The sequence below is a fragment of the Azospirillum baldaniorum genome, from assembly GCF_003119195.2.
GTDB classification, from domain to species: domain Bacteria; phylum Pseudomonadota; class Alphaproteobacteria; order Azospirillales; family Azospirillaceae; genus Azospirillum; species Azospirillum baldaniorum.
Genome location: NZ_CP022254.1, coordinates 899477 through 923516 on the forward strand (window position 1 = coordinate 899477; position 24040 = coordinate 923516).

Genomic DNA, 24040 nt, shown 5'->3' on the forward strand with positions numbered 1-24040 from the left:
ACGTAACAATCGTAGGGCGCAACCTGATCCCCCGCGAAAGGCGTATCCCTTTTTGCCAGGACGCGGCCCTTACCCCCGCGTCACCAACCGGATGCCCAAGGCCACCGGCAGGATGCCGAGCAGGTCCCAGGGCTGCACCGTCTCGCCCAGCAGCGCCCAGCCGAACAGCATGCCCAGAGGCGGCATCAGGAAGTGATAGGCGCTGGCCTCCGTGGCGCTCGTCCGCTGCAGCAGGCGGAACCACAGCAGGTAACCGCCGATCGACACCACCAGCGCCTGATAGACCAGCGACCCGGCGAAACCGGCGGTCAGCCGGATCGACCCGGCGTCCTCCAGCAGCAACCCAAGGGGCAGCAGCGCCAGCCCCGCCGCCAGCACCTGCACCCCGGTGCCGGCGAGCAGCCCCGCCCGCGGCGCCAGCCGTTTGAACAGCAACGTCCCCACCGACAGCGCCACCAGCGCGCCGATCGCCAGGACGATGCCCAGCGGCGCGTCCGTCCCGCTGCCCAGCCGCCCGCGGACCACCAGCGCCACCCCGGCCACCCCCAGCGCCAGCCCCACCGCCTTGCGCCGGTTCATCGCCTCGCCCAGCAGCAGGGCGGCCAGCGCCGCGGTCAGCACCGGGTTGGCGCTGACGATCAGCGCCGTCAGGCCGGAGGACACGTAGGTCATGCCGCTGTAGCTCAGCCCCAGATAGAGCGCGTGGTTGAGCAAACCGAGCAGCGCCAGCAGGGCGAGGGTCCGCCCGGCCATCCCCCGATACTCGCCACGCCACGCCGCGACGGCGGCGAGCAGCGCCCCGGCCATCAGAAAGCGGAAGGCCAGCAGCAGCAGCGGCGGGCAGTCGGCCAAGCCGATCTTCCCCGCGGCGAAGGCCGAACTCCAGGCGAGGCAGAAGGGCACGACCAGGGCGAGCGGCGCCGCCCGGGGGTCGGTCAGGGGTAAGGAATGTGTGGCGGCGTGCGTCATGGCCGGTCCTCTCCCATGCGGAAGGCTGTGCGTTGGAGAGAGGATGGCGCGGGACCTTTCCATTTGGAAATTGGATGGTATCATCCATTGCATTCGAAATTTGAATGGTCGGTCCGATGCGCGAGATGGATCTGGGACTGCTGCGCACCTTCGTCTCGGTGGTGGATGCCGGCGGCTTCACGCGGGCCGGGGAGCGGGTTCACAAAACGCAATCGACGGTCAGCCAACAGATCCGCCGGCTGGAGGAGCAGGTCGGCCTGCCTCTTCTCGACCGCAACAGCCGCACCGTCGCGCTGACCGACGACGGCGAGCGGCTGCTCGGCTACGCCCGCCGGCTGCTGGCTCTGAACGACGAGGCGAACGCCGTGCTGTCCGGGCGCCCGGCGGCGGAGGTGGTGCGGCTCGGCGTGCCGGAGGATTACGCGGTGGAGCGGCTGCCCCGCCTGCTCGCCGACTTCGCGCGGGCGAACCGGCGGCTGCGGCTGGACGTCCGCTGCGACCTGTCGGTGCGGCTGCGCGCCGATGTGGAGTGCGGGGACCTCGACATCGTCCTGGTCAAGCAGGAACCCAGCCGCCCCGGCGCGCTGCGCGCGTGGCGGGAGCCGCTCTGCTGGGTCGGCCCGGCGGCGGAGGACCTGCACCGCGAGGACCCGCTGCCGCTGGTGCTCTTCCCGCAGGGCTGCGTCTACCGCAACCGCGCGGTGCATGAGCTGGAGCGCGCCGGGCGGCGCTGGCGGGTCGCCTATTCCAGCCCCAACCACGCCGGGGTGCGCGCCGCGGTGTCCGGCGGACTGGGCGTCAGCGTGCTTCCCCACAGCGCCCTGCCGCCCGGCGGCCGCTTCCTCGGCGTGGCGGACGGTCTGCCGGCCCTGCCGGAGACGGAACTGGCGCTGCTGACCGGAAGCACGGCGCGGGGTGCCGGGGTGGAAATGGTCACCGGCCTGCTGATGGAGAGCCTTCCGGAGCCGGTGTGGGCGTGACGGGGCTGCCCGGCCCGACCACTCCTCTCGCACCGTTGCGCCACATCCCCAAAGCGCCATAGAACAGCCCAGGAACCATATCCAGGTATGGCGAAGAACAGGGTTGAGGGACCAGGGGCATGGCGCGACGGAGGAGCGGAGCACCGCGGGGCGGCCGGAGAGGCCGTCCGCTGACGCTGGGCGGGCTGGTCGCCGTTCTGCTGGTGCTGGCCGCGGTCTATGCGACGGAGCGGTTCCACCTCGTCCCGCCCGGCACCTTGGATTCCATCCTGGGGGAGGAGAAGACCCAGCGCCAACGGCCCATCCCCCGCCCCGTCCCCGACGCCAGCATCGACTACGCCGCGGTCGCCGCCCAGCTCGACCGCATCCGGGTGGAGGAGGAGCGCCGCCGCGGCTATGTGCGGGATGAGTGGCCGCACTGGCTGACCATCGACTCCAAATGCCTGAACACGCGGGAGCAGGTGCTGATCCGCGATTCCGCGAAGCCGGCCAAGCTGTCGGCCAACGGTTGTTCGGTGCTGTCCGGCGTGTGGAACGACCCCTACACCGGCGAAACCTTCACCGAGCCGAAGCAGGTCGACATCGACCACCGCGTGCCGCTGGAGGAGACCTACGCCAGCGGTGGCTACGACTGGCCGCGGGAGAAGCGCGCGGCCTACGCCAACGACCTGAGCGACCCGCTGACCCTCGTCACCGTCTCGGCGGCGGCCAACCGCGCCAAGGGCTCGAAGGGACCGGAGGACTGGCTGCCGCCGCGCGAGGAGTACATCTGCGCCTATGTGGCGGGCTGGATCGCCGTGAAGGCGCGCTGGGAGCTGACCATGGACGAGCGGGAGCGCGTCACCGTCGGCAACATCCTGTCCGACTGCCGACGCACCGCCGTGGGGAACCGGCCGGCCCGCTGACCGGCCTTTCCAACAATTCCATGCGCCGGTATGCGCGGCGTCCCCTGATGTCGCTTTTGAAACCTAGCCAAAGTTGATAGAACATTCGTAAGCGGTCTTCCTGACGGAACGGCGGCGGGGTGTTGAAGGGAGCGGCCGGGCGTCATGGCGAGGGAACGCGGTCTGCGGACGACGGTGGCTCTGACCGGTGCCGTTCTGGTCCTTGGCGTCTCCGTCGTGCTGGCGGCACTGACCGGCCTGCGCTCCCGCGAGCGGATCGAGAGCGAGATCGGGCACTCGCTCGCGGAGGCCGCCCACAACATGGCCGACCGGCTGGACCGCTCCATGTGGTCGCGCGCCAGCGAGATCGGCATGCTGGCCAAGCTCGGCATCACCCCCGCCATCGACGATCCGGTCCGGCTGCGCTGGCTGCTGGAGCAGTTCCAGGAGTTCTTCCCGACCGTCTCCTGGATGGGCGTGACCGACACCAAGGGCAAGGTACTCGCCGCCACCGGCGGCCTGCTGGACGGCGTGGACATTTCCAAGCGCCCGGTCTTCCAGAACGGACAGAAATCGCAGTTCGTCGGCGACGTGCACGACGCGGTGATGCTGGCCTTCCTGCTGCCGAACCCGACCGGCGAGGCCATGAAGTTCGTGGACATCTCCACCCCCGTGCACAACGAGCGGGGCGAGGTCGTCGGCGTGCTGGCCACGCATCTGAGCTGGGAATGGACGCGCGAGATCCGCCGTTCCCTGATGGACACCATGCGGGGCCGTGCGGAGCTGGAGCTGATCGTGGTCGCGGCCGACCGCACGGTGCTGCTCGGCCCCCGCGAGCTGCTCGGCACTCCCCTCGACATCGAGGCGGTGCGCAGCGCGCAGAAGAACGAGAGCGGCTGGATCGTCGAACGCTGGCCGGACGGGGAGCGCTACCTGACCGGCTACGCCTACGGCAACGGCTATCTGAGCTATCCGGGTCTGGGCTGGAGCGTGGTGGCCCGCCAGCCTCTGGCCGTCGCCTACGCCCCGGCCACCGCCCAGATGGTCGAGACGGTGCTGGCCGGCGGCGCCATGGTGCTGCTGTTCAGCGTGCTCGGCTGGATGGCCGCCGGGCGGGTCACCCGGCCGCTGCGCCGCATCGCCCAGGCGGCGGAGCGTATCCGCAGCGGCGAACGCGGGGCGGAAATGCCGGTGCTGGCCGGCAGCGCCGAGATCACCTCGCTGTCGGCGACTCTGCGCGATCTGGTGGACGGGCTGACCCACCGCGACGCCGCCCTGGTCCGGCTGGAGGACATCGCCTATCAGGACCGGCTCACCGGCCTGCCGAACCGCCGCTATTTCGAGCAGTATGTGGAGGCCACGACCGCCGGCAACGGCTCCGCCGCCTTCCTCTACATCGATCTGGACGGCTTCAAGCCGGTGAACGACCGGCTGGGCCACGATGCGGGCGACCTCGTGCTGCGTCAGGTGGGGGAGCGGCTGGCCGCATGCTTCCGCGGCGACGACGTGGTGGCCCGGTTGGGCGGCGACGAGTTCGCCGCCGTGCTGCCGCAGCGCGCCGGCGCCGAACCGCCGGACCTCGACGGGCTGGCCCGCCGCATCATCGACGCGGTGAACGAACCCGTCAGCATCCAGGGCGAAGCGGTACGGGTCGGCTGCTCCCTGGGCATCGCGCTGTGGCCCGAGGATTCGCCCGACGTGGCGCAAGCCCTGCGCCGCGCCGATCAGGCGCTCTATCAGGCCAAGCGCGCAGGCCGCAACCGCGGCGTCCGCTGGTCGGCCGACCTGCCGCCCGCCCCCGCCGAGAGCCAGGGCATAGCCGGCGAGGCGGCGAAGAACCCGGCGTCCTAGGCCCCGCGGCCAAGCCTCCGCCAAGCGGGGAACCGCGTCCGGCGGGCATCCGGCCAGCGGTGGGTAAGGCCGTTGCACGCTGGAGCCTTGGCCCTTTTCTGCCGTTTCATGTCCATCGGAGCACGACTCGGACGGCCATGGCGGGAGATTGGAAGATGAGCCTCGACACCAAGGGACAGCGGGCCCGCATGCTGCGTCTGCTCGCCGTCGTCGAGCATTACGAGCGCAACAGCGCGGCCGGCGCGCAGCTGATGCGGGGCACGCGCTACGAACTGGCCGTGCAGGCCACCGACGTGAACGGCGACCGCTGCCTGTTTCCCGCCTGCAACTGCGCCCAGGCCGACTGCTCGCGCCAGCCGCCCGCCGGCCCGCAGCTCAGCTGGTGCGGCCCCCGCGGCGGCTGGAAAATGCGGTAACCATCCGCAAGCGATGATCAGTAGTGGGGCGGGGGCGGCTCGTCCTGCGGCGCGCGGGGCACGCCGGACTCAAGCTCCGCGATCCGGTCGCGCAGGCGGCGCATCTGCGCCGTCATGAGATCAATGGTCCGCCCCTGCTCGAACAGGACAGCGGACATCTCCTCGGCCATGCGCTCGTGATGGGCAAGGCGGGATTCCAGCTCGGTCAGGCGGCGTTCGGCGTTGGCGTCCATGGATGGCCCTGCGGTGTCGCGGAAGGGACAGAGCTTTAGAACCGCTCCGCCGGGCAAGGCAAGATCAATGAGCCGTCGATGCGGCCGGTATCGATGCAGCCGCCATCAATGCAGCCGGCCTTGGGCGATCACCCAGCGCTCGACGATCTGAAGCGCCTGCGGCACGTCCAGTTCCGGATGATGCCAGCGCAGAACCACCGTTGCCGCCTCCAGCGCATGGCGGTCGGGGCGCCCGCAATCGACCAGTTCGCGGTAGGCGCGCTCCACCACCGGGCGGCAGCCGCACACCGCCGCCTCGCAGGCGGCGAATCGCTCCGCCGGATCGTGCTCCGGCCCGCTTCTCCGCTCCGCCGCCATCAGGCCGTCTCCGGGCCTTTGCGCTGGATGCGGCGCCCGAAGATCTCCAACCGCTGCCCGATCATGTCGAAGCCGAGATGCCGGGCGATGCGGGTGACGGCGGCCTCCAGCTCGGGATCCTGGAACTCCACCACCTCGCCGGTCTCGATGTCGATCAGGTGGTGGTGGTGGTCGCCGCGCGCCTCCTCGTAGCGGGCCCGCCCGTCGCCGAAATCGTGGCGCTGGATGATCCCGATCTCCTCGAACAGCCGCATGGACCGGTAGACGGTCGCAAGGCTGATCCCGGCGTCGATCGCCGCCGCGCGGCGGTAGACCTCCTCCACATCGGGATGATCGGCGGCTTCCGACAGGACGCGGGCGATGATCCGGCGCTGGCCGGTCATCTTCAACCCCCGCTCGGCGCAGGCGCGTTCCAGCCGCGACGGCAGGGCTTCTTCGGGCGTGGTCACGGGGCCGGTCCTTTCCGATGCCTAACCCATGGACTCCAAGAGATGGAGAGGAAAGTCCGCAAGGACAACGGTCTTCGGCAAGAGCGGCCGTAAGACCTGTCTTTAGACCTGGACCAATGGCCAGCACCCTGGCCCATGGCATCGGGCGGAAAGTCATCCGGGGGCAGACGGACACATCCATTGCGCCGCCGCATCACCGCCCGATACCCCGGATGACCCGGACGGGTTCCCCCACCGGGACGCCGCAACCCACCTTCCGCCACCGCGTTTTTTGTCACAGTCGTCCGTACATGATGCAGATGCGGAAGCACAGGATAGATCGGATGAGATCAAAGTTTTCGAGACGTCGATCCAATCCCATCTTTTTTACGTAGACATTCGAAGCCGGCCCTTCATCAACATCCCCCAGGGAAGACCGAGCCCATGGACATGAGGACTCTTGTTGAGGACGACGGCGACACCATCGACATCACGTTGCAGCCTGTAGAAAATCCCAGCAAACTTGAAGAGCTTTGGACCGATCTGGAGCGGCGCGCCGACGGGTCCTTCTTCCTCGGCTGGCAGTGGATCGGCAACTGGCTGGCCTCCCTGCCCAGCGGCACACGCCCCCATGCCCTGGTGGCGCGGCGCGGCGGACAGGTCGTCGGGCTGGCGCTCCTCTGCCCGCGCACACAGTGGCGCTTCGGTCTGCTGCGCACGCGCTGCTGGCTGCTGCACGAGACGGGGGAGCGGACCTTCGACCGGCTGTTCGTGGAGTACAACGGCATCCTTGCGGACCGGAACTGCGCGGACGCGGTGCTGGCCGCCTGCTTCGACTGGCTGGGGCAGCGCCTGACCAATTGGGACGAGCTGGTGCTGGGTGGGCTGGAGCCCGAGGCGGAAGCGGCGGTGCGGCTCGCCGCGGCGCGGCAGGGCCACGCGCTGCAGGTCCGGGTGGCCGACAGCTGCCAGTGGGTCGATCTGGAGGGCGTGCGCCGGCAGGGTACCGGCTATCTCGCCAGCCTTGGCAAGAACACCCGCGCCGCGGTGCGCCGGGCCATGCGGCTCTACACGGAGCGCGGCCCGCTGACCTACCGCGTCGCCGCGACGGCGGCGGAGGCGCTGGAGGATTTCCACGCCATGGAGATTCTGCATCAGGCGAGCTGGAACGCCCGCGGCCAGTCCGGCGCCTTCTCCAACCCGGCCTTCCGCCCCTTCCACGAGCGGCTGATCGCCGACGGCGTGCCAGCGGGGACGGTGCGGCTGTGCCGGGTCAGCGCCGGCGACACGGTCATCGGCTATCTCTACAACTTCGTCCATCGCGGGCGGGTGATGAACTACCAGGGCGGCTTCGCCTACGAGGCCGACAACCGGCTGAAGCCCGGTCTGGTCGCCCATGTCCTGGCCATTGAGGACACGCTGGCCCGCGGCGAGGACTGCTACGACTTCATGTCCACCCCGGCGGGGCACAAGCCGCTGCTCTCCAACACCGAACAGCCGATGAACTGGATCGCGCTCGGCCCCGACCGGCTGAGCCGCCAGATTGACACCCGCCTGCGCCGCGTCAAGGCTGGGCTGACCGACCGGATGAGACGGCTGATCCGCAGCCCGCTTCCCCTGATGAACCGCTGACGCCGCCGGAACCGAAGCCGCAACTGCAGGGCCGCCGACCGGGCGGTTGGAGGATGCCGAGAATGAAGAACACCCCCGCCGCCGCTGAAACCGCCGCCGCCAACGCCGCCTTGGCCTGCGTGATGGGCGACATGGACATGGTGCGCCCGCTGGGGCTGGCCGGGCTGCGCTGCGCCGTGGTCACCCATCCCGGCGCCCCCGCCCTGCATTCCCGCTTCACCAGGGACGCCATCCTGTGGGACGACCCGGCGCGCAACCCGGACGGGCTGGTCGAGGTGATGATGGCCTTCGCCAAGGGCCAGCCGGAAAAGCCGATCCTCTATTATCAGGACGACACCCAGCTCCTGCTCGTCTCGCGCAACCGCGACCGGTTGGCCGAGGGGTTCCGCTTCGCCATCGCCGACGCCGAGCTGGTCGAGGATCTGGTGGACAAGGGCCGCTTCCAGGCGCTGGCCGAGCGGCTGAACCTGCCCGTCCCGGCGACCCGCCGCCTTTATCCGACCCGCGAGGCCGCCCCCGACGTGGTGGACCTGCGCTTTCCCCTGATCGTCAAGCCGCTGACCCGCCGCCGGGTGTGGGACGAGGCGGACGGCTTCGCCAAGGCCATCCAGGTCGATTCCGCCGAGGAGCTGCGCGCCGTGTGGCCGCGGCTGGCGGCGGTCGGGCTGGACCTGCTGGTCCAGGAGATGATCCCCGGCCCGGAGACCCGGATCGAGAGCTACCACGTCTATGTCGACGAGCGCGGCGGCGTGGCCGGCGAGTTCACGGGGGCCAAGATCCGCACCTACCCGCTCGCCTACGGGCACAGCACGGCCCTGACCATCACCGACGCGCCGGACGTGGCGGCGCTCGGCCGCTCGCTGACCGAACGGCTGAGCCTGCGCGGGGTCGCCAAGTTCGACTTCAAGCGCGCCCCCGACGGCGCGCTGCACCTGCTGGAGGTCAACCCGCGCTTCAACCTGTGGCACCATCTGGGGGCGGTGGCCGGGGTCAACCTGCCGGCGCTGGTCCACGCCGACCGGCTCGGCCTGCCGCGCCCGGCGGTCGGCAAGGCGCGGGCCGGGGCGCGCTGGTGCCACATCACCAAGGACCGGCTGGCCGCCAAGGACAGCGGCCTGTCGATGGCGGCTTGGCTGCCTTGGGTGCTGGGCTGCGAGGCCAAGGCCATCGCGCTCGACGACCCGATGCCCTTCCTGCACAACCAGCTCGCCCGTTTCCTGCCGTCGCGCGCGCACCACGACGCGCCCGGCGGCGCGATGAAGGCGCAGTGAGGATGCCGCGGCGATGAGGATCGGCATCCTGTCGGACATCCACGCCAACCGTGAGGCGCTGGAGGCCACGCTGGCCGACATGAGCGGCGCCGGGGTGGAGCGCGTCGTCTGCCTGGGCGACGTGGTGGGCTACAACACCGACCCGTCGCCCTGCATCAGGCTGCTGCGCGAAGCCGGGGCGGTCTGCGTCGCCGGCAACCACGACCGCGCGGTGACCCGCCAGATCCCCACCGACGGCTTCAGCGTCCGCGCCATCCGGGCCATCGCCTGGACGCGCAAGCGCCTGCCACCGGAGGACGTCGCGTGGCTGTCCGCCCTGCCGCTGAAGACCAATGTCGGAGAGCATCTCGTCGCCGTCCATGGAGCGCTTCATGTGGACCGGGGCTGCGAGCTGGTCCGGCTGAACAGCGAGGACCGGATGCGGCGCACGGCGCAGGCCCTGCTCGCCCACCCCTCCGGCGCCCGCGTTTGCGCCTATGGGCACACGCACCGGCTCGGCATCCACGAATACCGCAACGGGGAGCTGTGGGAGCACGATCCCGGTAGCGAGCTCGCCCTGCGCGGCGGTTCCTGCTACCTGCTCAACCCCGGCACGGTGGGGGAACCGCGGACGGAGGAGCGGCGGGCAACCTGGATGCTGTTCGACACCGGCCGACGGACGGTGAGCGTGCGGCGTGTCGCCTACGACGACCGCGCGGCTTTCGAGAAGACGCGCCGGGCGGGGATCGAGCCGCGGCGCCTGCTGTCCATTCCGGCGCCGCTGCGCGCCGCCCTTCAGGGTGGGCTGCGGCGGATGGGGATTTACGAGATGGTGCGGCGGGTCATCAACTCGTGATCCGCGCCTTTACTGAACCGTTGCCAACATCAGCAGCGACGCGCCGAGCGGCAACAGGGCGAGCAACAGCTTGAGCATGGGTCCGGCCATCGGGGTCTCGTAAGAGGGGGCTTCCAACGCGCGCGACTGTAGCCGGACGGGCGGCGATTTTCTGTGACAAATCCCACAACCCAGCCATCCCTTCCCGCCTCCTGAAAAATTTTCCTTTTGATCCAAACTCTCGGAAAATCCGTATCAACTCTTTGGTGCTATCGTCGGTTCCGCCGCAGGATGGGTCACCCCAAAGGGGGCCATTGGCGACCGGCGGCATCCAACGAGTCTTCGACGACACGGACCGGCGGGAGTGTGGACAATGAATTGGTTCCGAAACGCCAAGGTCGGCCTTCGGCTGATGCTGAGCTTTTCCAGCATCCTGGTGCTGATGGTCGCCCTGGCGGCCATCGCCATCTACAAGGTCAACAGCATCAACGACAGCCTTTCGACCATCAACGACGTCAACAACGTCAAGCAGCGCTACGCCATCAACTTCCGCGGCAGCGTGCATGACCGGGCGATCAGCCTGCGCGACGTCACGCTCCTGTCCGACGCCGCGGCGCTGAAGGCCGAACTCGCCACCATCGACCGGCTGGCCGCCGACTACGCGCGCTCGGCCGAGCAGATGGACCGCATGTTCGCCGTCGGCACCCACATCACCCCCAGGGAACGGGACATCCTCGCCTCCATCAAGGAAACGGAAGCCAAGACCCTGCCGCTGGCCCGCGGCGTCATCGAGGCGCGCCAGGCCGGCGACGCCGACCGCGCCGTCAAGATCCTGGTCGAGCAGGCCCGCCCCGGCTTCACCGAGTGGCTGGCCCGCATCAACGCCTTCATCGACCTCCAGGAGGCCGAGAGCCAGGCGGTGGCCAAGCACGCCCGGACGGTGTCCGAGAGCTTCCAGGTGCTGATGATCTCGCTGTGCGCGGTGACCGTCCTGCTCGGCGCCGGGCTCGCCTGGTGGTCGATCCTGACGGTGCGGCCGCTGCGCCGCCTGACCGACACCACGCTGAAGCTGGCCGAGGGCGACCTGACCATCGCGGTTCCGCAGGCGACCAGCCGCGACGAGGTCGGCGAGATCATCCGCGCCGTGCAGGTCTTCAAGGACAACATGGTCCGCGCCCGCCGCATGGAGTCGGAAAAGGAGGAGACGGAACGCCGCGCCGAGGCCGAGAAGCGCGAGGCGATGAACGGGCTGGCCGACCAGTTCGAGCGCAGCGTCGGCTCCATCGTCGAGCTGGTGTCCCACGCCGCCGCCGAGCTGGAGGGCGCCGCCCAGACGCTGAACGCCACCATGGAACGCGCCAACGATCAGGCCGGCACCGTCGCCACCGCTGCGACCCAGGCGACGGCCAACGTGGAATCGGTGGCCACCGCCTGCGGGGAACTCGCCGGGTCGGTCAGCAGCATCGGCCAGCAGGTCCGCCAGTCCGCCGACATCGCCAACCGCGCCGTCCGCAACGCCGAGGACACCCAGGCGACCGCGGAAGGTCTGGTCAGCACGTCGCAGAAGATCGGCGAGGTGGTGCAGCTCATCAACTCGATCGCCCAGCAGACCAACCTGCTGGCGCTAAACGCGACCATCGAGGCCGCCCGCGCCGGTGAGGCCGGCAAGGGCTTCGCGGTGGTGGCAAGCGAGGTGAAGAATCTCGCCAACCAGACCGCCAAGGCGACGGAGGACATCACCGCCCAGATCGCCGGGGTCCAGGACGTGACCCTGCGCACCGTGCAGTCGATCCGGGAGATCGCCCAGGTCATCGGAGAGAGCAGCCGGATCGCCGACGACATCGCCCAGGCTGTGGAACAGCAGGGCATCGCCACCCAGGAGATCGCCCGCAACGTCCAGCAGGCCTCGGCGGGCACCGCGGAGGTGTCGGGCGCCATTGTGCAGGTCAGCGGCGCCGCCTCGCAGGGCGGGACCGCGGCGGGCCGCGTGCTGGGCAGCGCGCAGGAGTTGAGCCGTTCCGCCGCGCGTCTGCGGACGGAGGTCAGCGGCTTCCTGGCGAAGGTCCGCGCGGCGTAATGAGGCGAATATTCCCTCTCCCCTCCGGGGAGAGGGTTAGGGTGAGGGGGTTGCGCGTGGCGCCACGTCCGGCACAAGCGCAACCCCCTCACCGGCCCTTCGGGCCACCCTCTCCCCGGAGGGGAGAGGGCTAAAACGGGCCCAAGACAGGAAGCACCCCGGCCTCACGCCGGATAACGGTCCTTGTACTTCACGATGACGTACAGCGCGTGGATCATACCCGGAATGTAGCCGAGCAGGGTCAGCAGCACGTTGATCCAGAACTGGGCGCCAAACCCCACCTGGAGGAAGACGCCGACGGGCGGCAGCAGAAGCGCCAGGATGATGCGTATGATGTCCATGCCGCGATAACGCTCCCGCCCCGCCCCAGGTTCCCTTTGCTCGTCGCGATCCTCAGCCCAGCAGGCCGATCTGGTCGAAGGGCAGAGGATCGAACCCGTGCTGGTACACCGCGGAGCCGGCGGCCGGCGCGAAGTTGTCGTGCGCGGCGTCGGTGAACTGCGGGTCGAAGGTGAAGGACCCCTTGTCGTAGCCGGCGGCCTGCCACTGCGCCAGCGTGCCCGTGGCGCCGTTCGCCATCACCTGCGGCCAAGCCTGGAACAGCGCCTCGTTCGGGTCGAGGTCGGCGTAGAAGTTGCCGGTGAAGGTCCCCGCCGTCTTCGGCCCGTCAAGGGCCACCGCCCGCCCATCGCCGGCGTCCACGATGTTCTGGGTGATGGTGTTGTTCGCCATCGGCGTGCCCTTCCAGCCGCCCCAGCCGACGCTCTGCTGCAGGCCGATCTGGGTTCCCAGATTGTCGGCCAGGATGTTGTCGGTGACCGTGTTGTTCCAGCCGCCGTGCAGGAAGATGCCGCCGACGTTGTCGTGGACGACGTTGCCCTTCACCGTGGTGCCGCTGGTCCAGTCGTCCAGATAGATGCCCCAGCTCACCAGCTTCGTCGGGTCGAGGAAGGTGGGGGAGACCTTGCCGTCCCAGGTCACGTTGCCGAAGGCGGTGGTGCCCGACACCTCGTTGTAGGCCACGGTGTGCCCGGCCAGATCCTGCTGGCGGTTGATCAGGTAGATGCCGCCGCCGTCGCTGGTCTCCTGGTTGGCGCCGACGATCTTGTTGTGGGTGATCGTCGCCCGGTAGGTGGCGTCGCCCGAGGCCTGGACGGAGCCGACCGCGATGGCCTTGCCCGGCGTGTCCTCGATCTGGTTGTGGGTGATGGAGACGTCGTTGCTGCCGTTCACCCACAGCGCGTCGCCGCCGTGGTCGACGGCGCTGGCGTGCTGGATCAGGTTGTCCGACACCTTGGTGAAGTTGGACCCCGCCTTGACGTAGACGGCCTCGCGCCCGGTCTCGGCGAAGTGGTTGCCGGTGACGGTGCTGTTGGCGCTGCCCTCCACCGTGATGCCGTAGCCGGTGTTGGTGACGGTGTTGTTCTTGAAGGTCAGGCCGGCGGCGTTGTTGGCATAGACCGCGTGGCCGTCCGGCGCGCCGTCGGTCAGGGTCAGCCCCTCGATCGTCACGTTCTTGGCACCGCCCAGCCCGACCAGCACGGGAAGCTGCGCCGCGACCACCTTATGCCCGGCGACCGCCCCGCCTTCCGGCCTGAACAGCACCTGGTTGGACGCCTTGTCGAAGAACCACTCCCGTGCGGTGTCGAGCTGGTCCTTGCCGTTGAACAGGTAGAAGCGGCTGCCGGCGCCGAGCGCGTCGTAGGTGCTCTGGGCCAGCGTGATGGTGTTGCTGCCGTAGTCGATGCTCTTCACCGGCACGGTCATGTTGTCGTAGCCGTGCTGGCTGAAGACGCTGACCATCAGCCCGTCCGTGCTCGAATAGGTCGGGATCGCCCCCGCCTTGAAGCCGAACTGGGTGTAGGCGTTGGCCCCGGCCTTGGTGGCGATCAGCCAGCCGCCGTCGATGGGGTGGCTGGGGTCGGCGTTGGGCGTGCGGGCCACCGTCTGCCGGTCACCGTCCATCGACAGGTCGAGCACCGCCTTGGACCCGCCGGGAAGCTGCGCGCTGTAGAGGCCGTTGCCGCGCGACACCCAGTTCTCCACCAGCGAACCGCCGTGGAAGACCGGCTTCTCGCTGCCGTAGGCGGCGAAGCGGACCCCGCTGTCCTGGCCGTCCAGCCAGAGCATGTCCTTCATGTAGTAGTCGCCGCCACGGACATAGGTCACGTCGATGTTCGGGTCGGCGCGCATGGCGTCGCGGGCGGCGGTCAGCGTCGCCTTCGGCCCGTCGGTGCCGTTGGCGTTGGGAGCGGCCAGCTTGCCCGACCAGCTGTCCTTGCCGTTGGTCGCCACGAAGATCGCCGGCCCGGTCGGGGCGGGGGACGGCGTGGGAGTCGGGGTGGGCGTGGGGGACGGCGTGGACCCGCCGGTCGCGAAGAAGCTCTTGTCGGCGTCCACCACCAGCGTGCCGTTCCACCACATCCCGGACTGGCCCTTGACCACGTCCCTCCCGTCGAGCGCGCCCTTGTCGTAGGTGACGATGCTGTCGGTGGCGGAGACGGACTTGCCGTTGATGGTGACCTTGTTGACGATCAGCGAGCGGTCCTGGCCATTCACCACGGCGTCGTTGTCGTACTGGATCTGCACCTTGTGCGCCTGATCCGGCGCCACGTTGGCGGTGAAGCTGTAGTCCTTGGCCGCGGTGCCGACCGTGCCCTCCCCCACCTTCTTGCCGTCGACCATCAGATTGAAATGCGCGTTGGTGCCGCCCGCCGCGATACCCTGCGCGTTCACCACGAAGGTCGAGGTTCCGGCGACCGGCGCCGCCGGGGCGGCGGGGAAGTCGGAGGCCGGGGTGTCCACCACCAGCGTGCCGTTCCACCACATGCCGGACTGACCCTTCACCACGTCCTTGCCGTCGAGCGCGCCCTTGTCGTAGGTGACGTTGGCGTCGGTCGGCTTGTGGGTCTTGCCGTTGATGGAGATCCCGCTGACGATCAGCGAGCGGTCCTGGCCGTTCACAAGGGCGTCGTTGTCGTATTGGATCTGCACCTTGTGCGCCTGCGCCGCGGTGACCGGCACCGTGAAGCTGTAGGCGGTCGGGCTGGTGGCGTTGACGGTTGCCTGGCCCACCTCGACGCCGTCGATCAACAGGCGGAAATGCGGCCAGATGCCTCCGGCGGACTGCCCATAGGCACTCACGACAATCTTGGCGTCGGTCTTGCCCGTGGTGGTCGAAGCCATTGGATGGTTCCCTCGCTCTTATGCTCAACGGCCGCGAGCATGGCGGGGCCGGCCGGACATTTGTGCGCCATTTTGATAACAGGCGAGGGCCGCCGGGTCCGTGCTTGTATCCGCCACCGCCTATCACGGGAGAGGCGGTTGAACGGGAGTCATACGCACCAAAGCGCAGGCTCCCCCGGATTAAAGCGAAGCCTTACGTGTTGATGGCTTATACGGAACCAAGAGGCAGAGACCCCATGAAGAAGATCGCTGTAACCGCCTTTGTCGCCCTGTCGCTCGCCGCCTGCCAGAGCGGCGGCAGCGGCATCGGGACCAAGCAGACGGTCGGCGCGCTCGGCGGCGCGGCGGCCGGCGGCGTGATCGGCTCGCAGTTCGGCGGCGGCACCGGCAAGCTGATCACCACCGGTGTGGGCACGCTGCTCGGCGCCTATCTCGGCAGCGAGCTTGGCCAGTCGCTCGACCGCGCGGACGAGGGCTACGCCCAGCGCGCCGCCACCCAGGCCTATGCGGCGCCGATGGGCTCGACCATCCAGTGGAACAACCCGGAATCGGGCAACCGCGGCACCATCACCCCGATCCGCGACGGCCGCGACAATTCCGGCAACTACTGCCGCGAGTACCAGCAGACCGTCTATGTCGGCGGCAAGGCCGAGCGGGCCAACGGCACCGCCTGCCAGCAGCCGGACGGCAGCTGGCGCATCGTGTCCTAACACCCGGCATGCCCCCTGCTCCGGCCGCCGTTCCCGCTCTCGCGCGGAAACGGCGGCCGGGGCGGGAGCCCACGTCATGACGCCGGAATCATGACACCGGAAGCGCGGTCAGCCGGATCGCCACCTGCTTGGTGTGCGGGCTGACGGCGATGATCTCCCAGGCCGCGCCGGACTCGGCGGCGTATTCCATGAAGGCGCGGTACTCGTCCTCGCGCCACGTCCGGTTCCCGATGAACTCGTCGAAGACCAGCACCGTCCCCGCCCGGAAGCGTGGCGCCAGGGCGGTCAGCACCGTCCGCGCCGACGAGTAGATGTCGCTGTCCACATTGACGAAGCGCACCGCGCCGCCGTGGGCCGCCAGGAAGGGCGGCAGCGTGTCCTCGAACCAGCCCGCGTGCAGCACCGCGTTGTCGCGCACCGGCGGCAGGCTCTTGCCCGTGCTGAGCACGCCGCGCGGCGCGTTGACCCAGCCTTCCGGCAGCCCTTCGAACGAATCGAAGCCGTGCACGGCCTGCCCGGCCACAGCGGCGATCTGGTTCAGCGAGGTGCCGCGGCGCACGCCGAACTCCAGCACCAGACCGGGCAACTCCGCCCGCTCCAGCGCGAAACGCAACAGCTCCGCCCCCACGCCGAACAGCCGCACGTCCGGGGCGAGGTGCGGGCGAATCGCCGTCACCGCCTCCACCAGCGCCAAGCGTTTCGGCTGACCGGCCAGCTTCTCGCCATACAGCGCCCCGGCGTCCGCGTCGCGGCCCAGCAGCAGCAGGTAGGCGCACAGGAAGCCCCAGTATTTGCCCGCCGCCCCCGGACAGTCCGCGGCCCGGCGCAGGCGGCGCAGCGCGTCCTCCACCCCGTTCAGGCCGAGTGCTACGGCGTGGCTGCCGAACCACGCGGCGGCATGCTCCGGATCGTCGGCCAGCCGCTCGTCGAACACGGCCAGCGCGCCCGCGGCGTCGCCGAGATGGGCGAGGCTGACCGCCCGCTCATAGAGGATGTCCGCCGACCGGTTCCCGGCGGCCAGCGCCCCCTCCGTCACCCGCAGCGCCTCTTCATAGAGGGCGTCGCGGCGGTAGACGCCGGCCAGCGCCTCAGGGAGGCCGGGGAAGGCGGGGTCGGCCAAAGCCACCCGCTCCAGCCAGCGCACCGCCTGCAGGCGATCCCCAGCGGCCAGCACGGCCTGCGCCATATGATAGAGGGTTTCCGAGTGTCCCGGATCGCGCGACAGGGCACGGCGCAGCGCGGCGGTGGCGGCCGCGGCGTCGCGCCGGCCGAGAGCGGCCATGCCGGTCAGCCGGTCGCGTTCGGCCCGGTCGTGCTCGGCCCGGTCGTGTTCGGCGGAGCCGCCGAACTCCGGCGCGGTGTCCCGCAGCAGGCGCACCGCCTGCCGGTAATGCCGCGCCGCGATCAGGCGGCGCGCCTCGGTCAGAACCTCATCCACGGGGAAAACCTGTCGGTCGGGCATGGTCGGTATGGGGCATGAGATGCCCCGCGTCGGCAGCGGGATGCAAGCGCCGCCTGCGGGCTCCGCCGGGGTGAAAAGAAAGAAATGCCCCCTTCGATATTTTTCCCTTTGACAGGGGGCCGCCTGGATTGCTATTCACCCGCTCCCGCCGGACGCTGCCGTAGCTCAGTGGTAGAGCACTCCCTTGGTAAGGGAGAGGTCGAGAGTTCAATCCTCTCTGGCAGCACCATGGGGCCGTAGCTCAGATGGGAGAGCGCCTCGTTCGCAATGAGGAGGTCAGGGGTTCGATCCCCCTCGGCTCCACCAACTTCTTCGGCGGTTGGTTGGTTGACTTGAGTAAGTTGGGTAAGGTTGAATTTAGTGCTTGCTTCGGCGGTCTTTGTTCTTTAGAAGGTCGCCTACGACGCGGGTGTAGCTCAGTTGGTTAGAGCGCCGGCCTGTCACGCCGGAGGCCGCGGGTTCAAGTCCCGTCACTCGCGCCACGTTTCTTGTGGTTAGGTTAAGCATCTCGCGGTTTGGTCCTGTAGCTCAGCGGGAGAGCACTACGTTGACATCGTAGGGGTCACTGGTTCAATCCCAGTCGGGACCACCATTGGGGGATCGTCTAGCGGTAGGACTCCAGACTCTGACTCTGGCTACCTAGGTTCGAATCCTAGTCCCCCAACCAAACTGCCTTTCTCTCTTCTCTCCCCCCGCCACACATCAGTCCCGTCATCGCGGCTCGCCGCCCCATTCCGATGCCTCTTTTTGTTGCTCGTCCGTTGACGGCAACCCGGGGTAAGGTTTCGTTAACGAAACACGGGATGCGGGGGTTGAAGCCATGCTGCGACTGGGCACGAAGGTCCGGCATCATGGGCAGGACGCCATGGTGATCGCACGGACCCTGGGTGGGCACCCATCCTATGATCTGCGGCTGGCCGACGGCAGCATCGTGAAGTACGCCCAGGAGGCGGACTGCGAGGCCACGCTGTCCGATGGCGGATTCCGGCCGGCTGCCGGCACCGGGTCGGCGGAAGGCCGCCCCGGCTGAACTCCGGGCGGGAGCACCGCGAAACAGCGCCGTTGCCGAATCCCCTCCGCCCGCGCAATATCGCGCGATGGAACGGCTGGAAGACGATGGCGGCTGCCCACGGCGGCGCTGGCGGGTGATCGAAGGTGGCGGGACGCCGGTCGAGGTGTCCGGCACGCCCCGGAATGGCGACGCGCCCCCGGACGGCGCCGCGGCGGCGGCGGCGCGGCCGGTCCCCGAAGATTACGGCCTGACCCGGGACGACTTGCGGATCTGGTACGCGCCGGGCCGTGTCGGGGTCCTGCTCGCGCTGGCGGCCACGCTGGGGATGGCGGGCCTGCAGGCCTACGACGCCGGGCGGCTGTCCGATCCCTGGATCCTGGGCGCCCTGCCCGGCCTGCTCTCGGGCACGCTGATCGGTGGCTTCGCCGGGATGGGGCTGATGGTGCTGGTGCACTGGTGCGACCCGCTGGTCGGCATGGCATGGCCGACCTACGCGCGGCTGCGCCGCTACCGCGACGCCTTGGCCGCCGCGGTCGCCGCCGAACGGAGCGTCAACGAGCGGATGCCTTGAGCGCCGGAAGGACGCCACCGTCGCTGCCACCAACGGTGGAAATGCAGGGCCTATCCCATTCGAACGATGGTGCAGCGGCGCGTCGACCCAATCTGCTTAAGAGCAGACAGGAGAAACGCAGTGAACCGATTCGACGAAAAAGTCTATCGCGTGACGAAGCGCCGCGACGGGCCGAGCCTCCCGGAACAGAAGAATCAGCTGCTCCGCCTGAAGCAGGATCTCGAACAGTTCAAGTCCCGTCAGGCGGGTGCTGCGGTCGTCGGCAGCCTGCAGGCGCGCATCCGCGAACTCGAATCCTCGATCTCCCGCGCCGAGGCGGCCCGGGTTACGGACCGCGATTCCCGCCGCCACCGCGGCGACGAGGAGGACGCCGAGTCCGGGGCCATGCCGATGGCGGACGGCACCATGCGCGCCACCTCCAGCCGCTTCCCGCCGCGCGGACGGCCCGGCCGGTCCCTCTGAACCGCAGCGAAACCATGCCTCACGGCCCGGATCACCCTCCGGGCCGTTGCCTTGTCCGGTCGCCCCATCGCCCCATCGCCCCATCGATGCCGGGTCCGGTTGATCCAGATCAGGGCGGGTCCTGGTTATAACTCATACCTTTGGCTCGGTTCCAAGACCTAAGTCTGGCGCTTTGGTCTGGACCGGACGTCCGAAGCGAGCGCGCCGTTCCGTGGCGCCGAAGCGAGACAGCCCAGGGGTACAGCCATGACCTTCTCCGTCGCCGCCACCACCGCAGCCATTGTCCCGCCGCCGATTCCCGCTCCGCCGACGCGGGCGGCGGAGACGGTGACCGGCCGCTGCGCCGGCTGCTCGGCGCGGAGCAAGGGGCTGTGTGGCGCCCTGACCGCCGGAGACCTGCCGGACCTGTCGACGACGTCGCGTCCGCTGGACTTGCTGTCGGCGACCCCGGTGGTGATGGAGGGGGAAGAGGCCGAGGCCGTCTTCACCGTCATGTCGGGCATGCTGAAGCTCTACAAGACCCTGCCGGACGGACGGCAGCAGATCACCGGCTTCGCCACCGCGGGCGACGTGATCGGGCTGGCCGTGGGCAGCGGCTACGCCTACACCGCCGAGACCGTCACCGCCTCCACCGTCTGCCGGATGTCGCGGACGGCGCTGCGCCGCCTGATGGACCGGCACCCGGCGGTTCAGGGGCGGCTGCTCGCCATGACCTCGGTCGAGCTGTCGGCGGCGCAGGACCAGATCCTGCTGCTCGGCTGCAAGACGGCGGTGGAGCGGGTGTCCAGCTTCCTCCTCGCCTTGTCGCGGCGGTCGCGGCCGCTGGCCGACGGCACGCCCAGCGTCTTCCTTCCCATGCCGAAGGTGGACATCGGCGCCTACCTCGGCCTGCGCCCCGAAACGCTGTCGCGCGTGCTGCGCAAGCTGGAAGTCGCCGGGGCGATCACCCGCCTGACCAACGACCGCATCCGCATCGAGAATCCGGCGGTGCTCGAAGCCGCCGCCTGATCCCCCGCTCCAGTCCGTTTCAGGCCCGGCCCGCCACCGGATAGCCCTCGCCGCCGAACCCCGCCGCCACGTCCTTCACGAAGGCCTGCCCGACCCGGCGGTAGCCCAGCCGGCCGAACAGGCCCGCGGCGTCGAGCTTCGGCGCGGTCGCCGCGACGACGCAGCCGCGCTCGTCCACCACCACCGACGAGCAGCCCAGCTTGCGCGCCAGCAGGTCGATGCCGTCGGCCTGCGCCGCCGAGGTCACCGCGGCGTCGAACAGCCCCACCGCGATGAAGATCGGCACCGTCAGCACGCGGATCATCCCTTCGGCGCTGACGCGGTAGCAGAACAGGCCGCGGATGTGGCCGTCGCTCATCTCGCAGGCCATCACCCCGCCGTCGCCGCCGTCCTGCAGGAACAGGGCGGCCACCTGCCGCCACTCGTCCAGCGTCATGTCACGGTGCAGGGTCTGGACGACGGGCAGCGCCTGATCGGCCTGTGTCTTGGCAAGCGGAGCGAGAATGAAGCTTCTGGGCATGGGCGGGCGATCCTTTCGCGGGCATTGTCCGCGATGCCCCGGTCCGCCGCTTTGATTTTGGTCATGCGCCGCACCGGTAGAAGAACCAAGGGAGCGATTGCGCGAAGGCGGTGTTTCCACAGGACGGCCCCACCCCCATCACCGGAGACCGGACATGAGCCCCTACCCGCCGCCCCGGCAGGAACCCGATGTGCCGATCCCCATGCCGCTGCCGCCCGACGCCCCGCCGGACGAGCCGGTGGAGGCCCCGCCGATGCCCGGCGAGCCGCAGGAACCGGTGTAGAAACCTCTCGCTTTGGACCGCGACGGCGGTCCCGGCCGCACGTGCGGCCGAAGCCCGCCGGCGAGTGAGGCGATGTGAGTCCAATGCGAACGGACGTTCGCTTTGGACTCAGGGCTTGCGGCGGTAGAGCGCCATGGCGCGTTCCAGGATGCCCGGCGACGAATAGTCGCCAAGGAACAGGTCGCCCAGCGCGCGGCGCATCCGCGCCCGGATGCGGGAGCGGATTGCGTTGCGCAGCGCCTCCTCCTGCATGTGGCAGCGGCGGCAGAGATTCTTCGGGCGGGCCTCCGGGTTGCCGGAGGGGCGGACCGGGCGCACCACCACCTGCACGTCGCGGGTCTCGGCATACTCCACCACGTCGGGCCAGGCCGCCCGCCGCCCGCGCCCGTCGCGCCAGGTCTGGTCGGCGGCGTCGTACCAGCGGCCGTCCGGCAGGCAGCGCACGACGGCGCCGCCGGGCCGCCCGCAGCAGCGGCAGCGGTTCTCCCCGCTGGCGCCCTTGCGGTGGGCCGGATCGAGGTCGGGACGGAGAATCTTTGCGCGGAGCGGTCTGGTCATGGCTTGATGCCTGCCTCGGGGCCGGGACTGCCCCTGCGGGACGTGGCTCATGACATGGATGGCCGCGGACCGCCAGTGCGAATTTGTGAAAAGTTCTCCAGAGACCGCGCCCTATGGACATGACCTCTCCCGACGTTCCCGGCACCGGCGAGCCCGCCGACCCGCATCTGGTGCACGAACTGGCCAGCGCCCACCCCGACGTGGTCACCGCCGCCGCCGCTGGCGTGGCGCGGGTGGCCCATGGCGAGGGGCTGGGTCTGGTGCCGCTCGGCCTGCCCCTGCCCAAGGGCAAGCGCGACCTGCTCGTCCCGGCGGAGCGCCGCGAGGCGGTGCTTCTGGAAATCCAGGGCACGCTCGACCGCGCGCGGCGGCGCAACGCCCTGCTCGCCCAGGGGCGCCGCGCGCTGGAAGGCTGGTCGACCAGCCTTCACCCGGCGGACGACCGCACGCGGGTCCGGGCGGTGCGCAGCGACGACCTGCCCTGGCCCGGCCTGCCCGCCCCGGTGCGGCTCCAGGTCTCGCGCGTGCTCGACGCCATGGAACTCGCCGAGTTGAGCGACGACGATCTGGCCCTGCGGCTGGAGGGCGACCCGGCGCTGACCACCGCGCTGGAGGACGCGCTGTCGCGCGCCGCCGCCCGGCTGCACCGCTACGCCGGGGAGGCGGAGGGGGCAGACGATGCCTGGACCTTCGCGTCTTTGGCCGACCGGCTGTCCCGCGCCGCCCGCAACCGCCATGGGGTGGACGAGCTGCTGGAGCGCTGGGACCGCGAGTTCGCCGTGTGGCGGCGCGAGCGGGCGGAGGCACGCGGCCGCGCCTATGTCGACCGGCATTTCGACCTTGCCCGCTTCGAGAAGCTGTTCCCGGTGGCCCGTGGGCTGGGGCGGCGGCTGGTCCTGGTGATCGGCCCGACCAACTCCGGCAAGACCCACCACGCCATCGAAGCGCTGAAGGGCGCCTGGGACGGCATCTATCTGGCTCCGCTGCGCCTGCTGGCGCTGGAGGTGATGGAGCGGCTGAACGCCGAAAGCACCCCCGCCTCCCTGCTGACCGGCGAGGAGGCGATTGCGACGCCCGGCGCCCGCCACACCGCCTCGACCATCGAGGTGATGGACCCCGACCGCCCAGTGGAGGTTGCGGTGATCGACGAAATCCAGATGCTGGCCGATCCCGACCGCGGTTGGGCCTGGACGGCGGCGCTGATGGGCGCCCCGGCGGAGACCGTCTACATCCTGGGCGCCCCGGAGGCCCGCCCGCTGGTCGAGCGGGTGGCGGCCCATCTCGGCGAGCGGTTGGAGGTGATCGAGCTGGAGCGCAAGGTGCCGCTGACCCTGATCGACCGTCGCCTGAACTGGGAGGAGGTTGAGCCCGGCGACGCGCTGATCGCCTTCTCCCGGCGAGAGATCCACACGGTGCGCGACACGCTGCGCGCCAAGGGCCTGTCGGTCGCCGCGGTCTACGGCGCGCTGGCCCCGGAGGTGCGGCGGCGGGAGGCGGCGCGCTTCCTGTCCGGCGAGGCCGACGTGGTGGTGGCGACCGACGCCATTGGCATGGGGCTGAACCTGCCCTGCCGCCGTGTGCTGTTCACCGCGCTGGAGAAGTTCGACGGGACCAGCGTCCGCCCGCTGAGCGCGACGGAGGTCAAGCAGATCGCCGGCCGCGCCGGGCGCTTCGGCAAGTTCGAGTCGGGGGAGTTCGGCGTGGTTGGGCGGGGCACGCCGCAGGCCCTGCGCACCCTGCTGGAGAAGGCGGACGGGCGGCTGCGCGCCGACGCCCCGCTGACCGTGCGGCCGACCCGCGCCATGCTGGCCCGTCTGGCCGAGCACATCGGGACGGAGGAGACGGTCCTGCTGCTCGACTGCGTCGCCGACGCCCGCACGGCGGGGTCGCCCTACCGGGTGGGCGACCTGTCGGGAATGCGGCGGCTGGCACTGATGCTGGACGAGCGGCGGCTGACCCTGCCCGCCAAGCTGGACCTGCTGCTGATCCCCGCCGACCTGGAGGACGAGGCGGAGGCCCGCATCCTCGCCGCCATCCTCGGCGCGGTCGAGGCGGGGGAGCCGTCGCCGCTCGGGCGCTTCGTCCCGGCGCGGCTCGACGGGCTGGACGGGGCGGCGCTGGAAGGGCTGTCGCGGGCCTGCGATCTTTATTACTGGGCGGCGCGCAAGTTCCCGACCCTGTTCCCGGAACGGGAGGCGGTGCGCAACCGCCGCGGCGAGATCAGCCGGCGGCTGGCCGACCTGCTCGCCACGCGCGGGGCGCGGTCCGCCGGACAGCGGCGCGAGCCGCCGCCCAAGGCCGGTTTCCGCGGCGCCCCGCGCAAGCGCTTCGGACCGCGGCGGTAGGGCGGCGGTAG

24 protein-coding genes and 5 tRNA genes are annotated in these 24040 nt (G+C 70.0%); 20 read left to right on the forward strand and 9 right to left on the reverse strand.

Annotated features, from left to right (window positions below):
• Positions 1–69 precede the first annotated feature (69 nt).
• Positions 70–969, reverse strand: a complete 900-nt coding sequence (locus tag Sp245p_RS18495) for a DMT family transporter (RefSeq protein ID WP_109138745.1) — start codon at positions 967–969, stop codon at positions 70–72.
• A 104-nt stretch (positions 970–1073) separates the two neighbouring features.
• On the opposite strand from Sp245p_RS18495, the gene Sp245p_RS18500 reads away from it, so the two are divergent.
• The 4 genes from Sp245p_RS18500 to Sp245p_RS18515 all read left to right on the forward strand — a co-directional run bounded on the left by Sp245p_RS18500 (position 1074) and on the right by Sp245p_RS18515 (position 5100).
• Positions 1074–1949 (forward strand): LysR substrate-binding domain-containing protein, encoded by an 876-nt coding sequence (locus Sp245p_RS18500; protein ID WP_014197671.1) that lies wholly within the window; start codon positions 1074–1076, stop codon positions 1947–1949.
• A 119-nt stretch (positions 1950–2068) separates the two neighbouring features.
• Positions 2069–2854 (forward strand): HNH endonuclease family protein, encoded by a 786-nt coding sequence (locus Sp245p_RS18505; RefSeq protein WP_014197672.1) that lies wholly within the window; start codon positions 2069–2071, stop codon positions 2852–2854.
• A gap of 144 nt (positions 2855–2998) precedes the next feature.
• Positions 2999–4684 carry a GGDEF domain-containing protein gene (locus Sp245p_RS18510; RefSeq protein WP_014197673.1) on the forward strand — a complete coding sequence of 562 codons (1686 nt, stop codon included), beginning with the start codon at positions 2999–3001 and terminating at the stop codon, positions 4682–4684.
• A gap of 155 nt (positions 4685–4839) precedes the next feature.
• The gene (locus Sp245p_RS18515) at positions 4840–5100 is read left to right on the forward strand and encodes a hypothetical protein (protein WP_014197674.1); all 261 of its coding nucleotides are present in this window, start codon (positions 4840–4842) and stop codon (positions 5098–5100) included.
• A gap of 17 nt (positions 5101–5117) precedes the next feature.
• Here Sp245p_RS18515 and Sp245p_RS18520 read toward each other — a convergent pair whose 3' ends face one another.
• The 3 genes from Sp245p_RS18520 to Sp245p_RS18530 form a co-directional block, all read right to left on the reverse strand.
• Positions 5118–5333, reverse strand: a complete 216-nt coding sequence (locus Sp245p_RS18520) for a SlyX family protein (RefSeq protein WP_014197675.1) — start codon at positions 5331–5333, stop codon at positions 5118–5120.
• A gap of 105 nt (positions 5334–5438) precedes the next feature.
• Positions 5439–5690 (reverse strand): hypothetical protein, encoded by a 252-nt coding sequence (locus Sp245p_RS18525; protein WP_014197676.1) that lies wholly within the window; start codon positions 5688–5690, stop codon positions 5439–5441.
• Complete coding sequence (locus tag Sp245p_RS18530) at positions 5690–6139, reverse strand: Fur family transcriptional regulator (protein ID WP_014197677.1); 450 nt, start codon at positions 6137–6139, stop codon at positions 5690–5692. Before Sp245p_RS18530 ends, Sp245p_RS18525 begins: the two co-directional genes overlap by 1 nt.
• A gap of 423 nt (positions 6140–6562) precedes the next feature.
• Between Sp245p_RS18530 and Sp245p_RS18535 the strand changes: the two genes are divergently transcribed.
• The 4 genes from Sp245p_RS18535 (at position 6563) to Sp245p_RS18550 (ending at position 11912) form a co-directional block, all read left to right on the forward strand.
• Positions 6563–7750, forward strand: coding sequence for a GNAT family N-acetyltransferase (locus tag Sp245p_RS18535; protein ID WP_014197679.1), 1188 nt, complete (start codon positions 6563–6565; stop codon positions 7748–7750).
• Between the two features lie 62 nt (positions 7751–7812).
• The gene (locus tag Sp245p_RS18540; protein ID WP_014197680.1) at positions 7813–9021 is read left to right on the forward strand and encodes a carboxylate--amine ligase; all 1209 of its coding nucleotides are present in this window, start codon (positions 7813–7815) and stop codon (positions 9019–9021) included.
• Positions 9022–9034: 13 nt separating this feature from the next.
• A complete protein-coding gene (locus tag Sp245p_RS18545) occupies positions 9035–9856 on the forward strand; it encodes a metallophosphoesterase family protein (protein ID WP_014197681.1) in 822 nt (273 codons plus the stop codon).
• Between the two features lie 352 nt (positions 9857–10208).
• The gene (locus tag Sp245p_RS18550) at positions 10209–11912 is read left to right on the forward strand and encodes a methyl-accepting chemotaxis protein (RefSeq protein WP_014197683.1); all 1704 of its coding nucleotides are present in this window, start codon (positions 10209–10211) and stop codon (positions 11910–11912) included.
• Between the two features lie 164 nt (positions 11913–12076).
• Here the strand turns inward: Sp245p_RS18550 and Sp245p_RS18555 are convergent, their stop codons facing one another.
• The gene (locus tag Sp245p_RS18555; protein ID WP_014197684.1) at positions 12077–12253 is read right to left on the reverse strand and encodes a YqaE/Pmp3 family membrane protein; all 177 of its coding nucleotides are present in this window, start codon (positions 12251–12253) and stop codon (positions 12077–12079) included.
• A gap of 52 nt (positions 12254–12305) precedes the next feature.
• On the reverse strand, positions 12306–15098 hold the full coding sequence (locus Sp245p_RS35810) for a carbohydrate-binding domain-containing protein (protein ID WP_014197685.1): 2793 nt from the start codon (positions 15096–15098) through the stop codon (positions 12306–12308).
• Positions 15099–15334: 236 nt separating this feature from the next.
• Here Sp245p_RS35810 and Sp245p_RS18565 point away from each other — a divergent pair, with 236 nt between their 5' ends.
• Positions 15335–15808, forward strand: coding sequence for an RT0821/Lpp0805 family surface protein (locus tag Sp245p_RS18565; RefSeq protein ID WP_014197686.1), 474 nt, complete (start codon positions 15335–15337; stop codon positions 15806–15808).
• An 88-nt stretch (positions 15809–15896) separates the two neighbouring features.
• On the opposite strand, the gene Sp245p_RS18570 is transcribed toward Sp245p_RS18565, so the two are convergent.
• The gene (locus tag Sp245p_RS18570; protein ID WP_244439466.1) at positions 15897–17246 is read right to left on the reverse strand and encodes a class I SAM-dependent methyltransferase; all 1350 of its coding nucleotides are present in this window, start codon (positions 17244–17246) and stop codon (positions 15897–15899) included.
• A 178-nt stretch (positions 17247–17424) separates the two neighbouring features.
• Between Sp245p_RS18570 and Sp245p_RS18575 the strand changes: the two genes are divergently transcribed.
• The 9 genes from Sp245p_RS18575 (at position 17425) to Sp245p_RS18615 (ending at position 20323) form a co-directional block, all read left to right on the forward strand.
• Positions 17425–17499 (forward strand) — tRNA-Thr (locus tag Sp245p_RS18575).
• A gap of 1 nt (position 17500) precedes the next feature.
• Positions 17501–17576, forward strand: a tRNA-Ala gene (locus Sp245p_RS18580).
• A 99-nt stretch (positions 17577–17675) separates the two neighbouring features.
• Positions 17676–17752 (forward strand) — tRNA-Asp (locus tag Sp245p_RS18585).
• Between the two features lie 35 nt (positions 17753–17787).
• Positions 17788–17862: transfer RNA gene (locus Sp245p_RS18590), tRNA-Val, on the forward strand.
• 1 nt (position 17863) lies between these two features.
• Positions 17864–17937 (forward strand) — tRNA-Gln (locus Sp245p_RS18595).
• 153 nt (positions 17938–18090) lie between these two features.
• Positions 18091–18300 carry a hypothetical protein gene (locus tag Sp245p_RS18600; RefSeq protein ID WP_014197690.1) on the forward strand — a complete coding sequence of 70 codons (210 nt, stop codon included), beginning with the start codon at positions 18091–18093 and terminating at the stop codon, positions 18298–18300.
• A 67-nt stretch (positions 18301–18367) separates the two neighbouring features.
• A complete protein-coding gene (locus tag Sp245p_RS35815) occupies positions 18368–18853 on the forward strand; it encodes a hypothetical protein (RefSeq protein ID WP_246119794.1) in 486 nt (161 codons plus the stop codon).
• A gap of 120 nt (positions 18854–18973) precedes the next feature.
• Complete coding sequence (locus Sp245p_RS18610; RefSeq protein WP_014197693.1) at positions 18974–19315, forward strand: hypothetical protein; 342 nt, start codon at positions 18974–18976, stop codon at positions 19313–19315.
• A gap of 246 nt (positions 19316–19561) precedes the next feature.
• Positions 19562–20323: a Crp/Fnr family transcriptional regulator gene (locus Sp245p_RS18615; RefSeq protein ID WP_014197694.1), complete on the forward strand. Its 762-nt coding sequence runs from the start codon at positions 19562–19564 to the stop codon at positions 20321–20323.
• A 19-nt stretch (positions 20324–20342) separates the two neighbouring features.
• Here the strand turns inward: Sp245p_RS18615 and Sp245p_RS18620 are convergent, their stop codons facing one another.
• Positions 20343–20843 (reverse strand): hypothetical protein, encoded by a 501-nt coding sequence (locus tag Sp245p_RS18620; RefSeq protein WP_014197695.1) that lies wholly within the window; start codon positions 20841–20843, stop codon positions 20343–20345.
• A gap of 154 nt (positions 20844–20997) precedes the next feature.
• Here Sp245p_RS18620 and Sp245p_RS36295 point away from each other — a divergent pair, with 154 nt between their 5' ends.
• Positions 20998–21126, forward strand: coding sequence for a hypothetical protein (locus Sp245p_RS36295; RefSeq protein ID WP_014197696.1), 129 nt, complete (start codon positions 20998–21000; stop codon positions 21124–21126).
• A 108-nt stretch (positions 21127–21234) separates the two neighbouring features.
• On the opposite strand, the gene Sp245p_RS18625 is transcribed toward Sp245p_RS36295, so the two are convergent.
• Positions 21235–21684, reverse strand: coding sequence for a hypothetical protein (locus Sp245p_RS18625; protein WP_051140500.1), 450 nt, complete (start codon positions 21682–21684; stop codon positions 21235–21237).
• A 113-nt stretch (positions 21685–21797) separates the two neighbouring features.
• Here Sp245p_RS18625 and Sp245p_RS18630 point away from each other — a divergent pair, with 113 nt between their 5' ends.
• A complete protein-coding gene (locus Sp245p_RS18630; RefSeq protein WP_014197698.1) occupies positions 21798–24029 on the forward strand; it encodes a helicase-related protein in 2232 nt (743 codons plus the stop codon).
• Positions 24030–24040 lie beyond the last annotated feature (11 nt).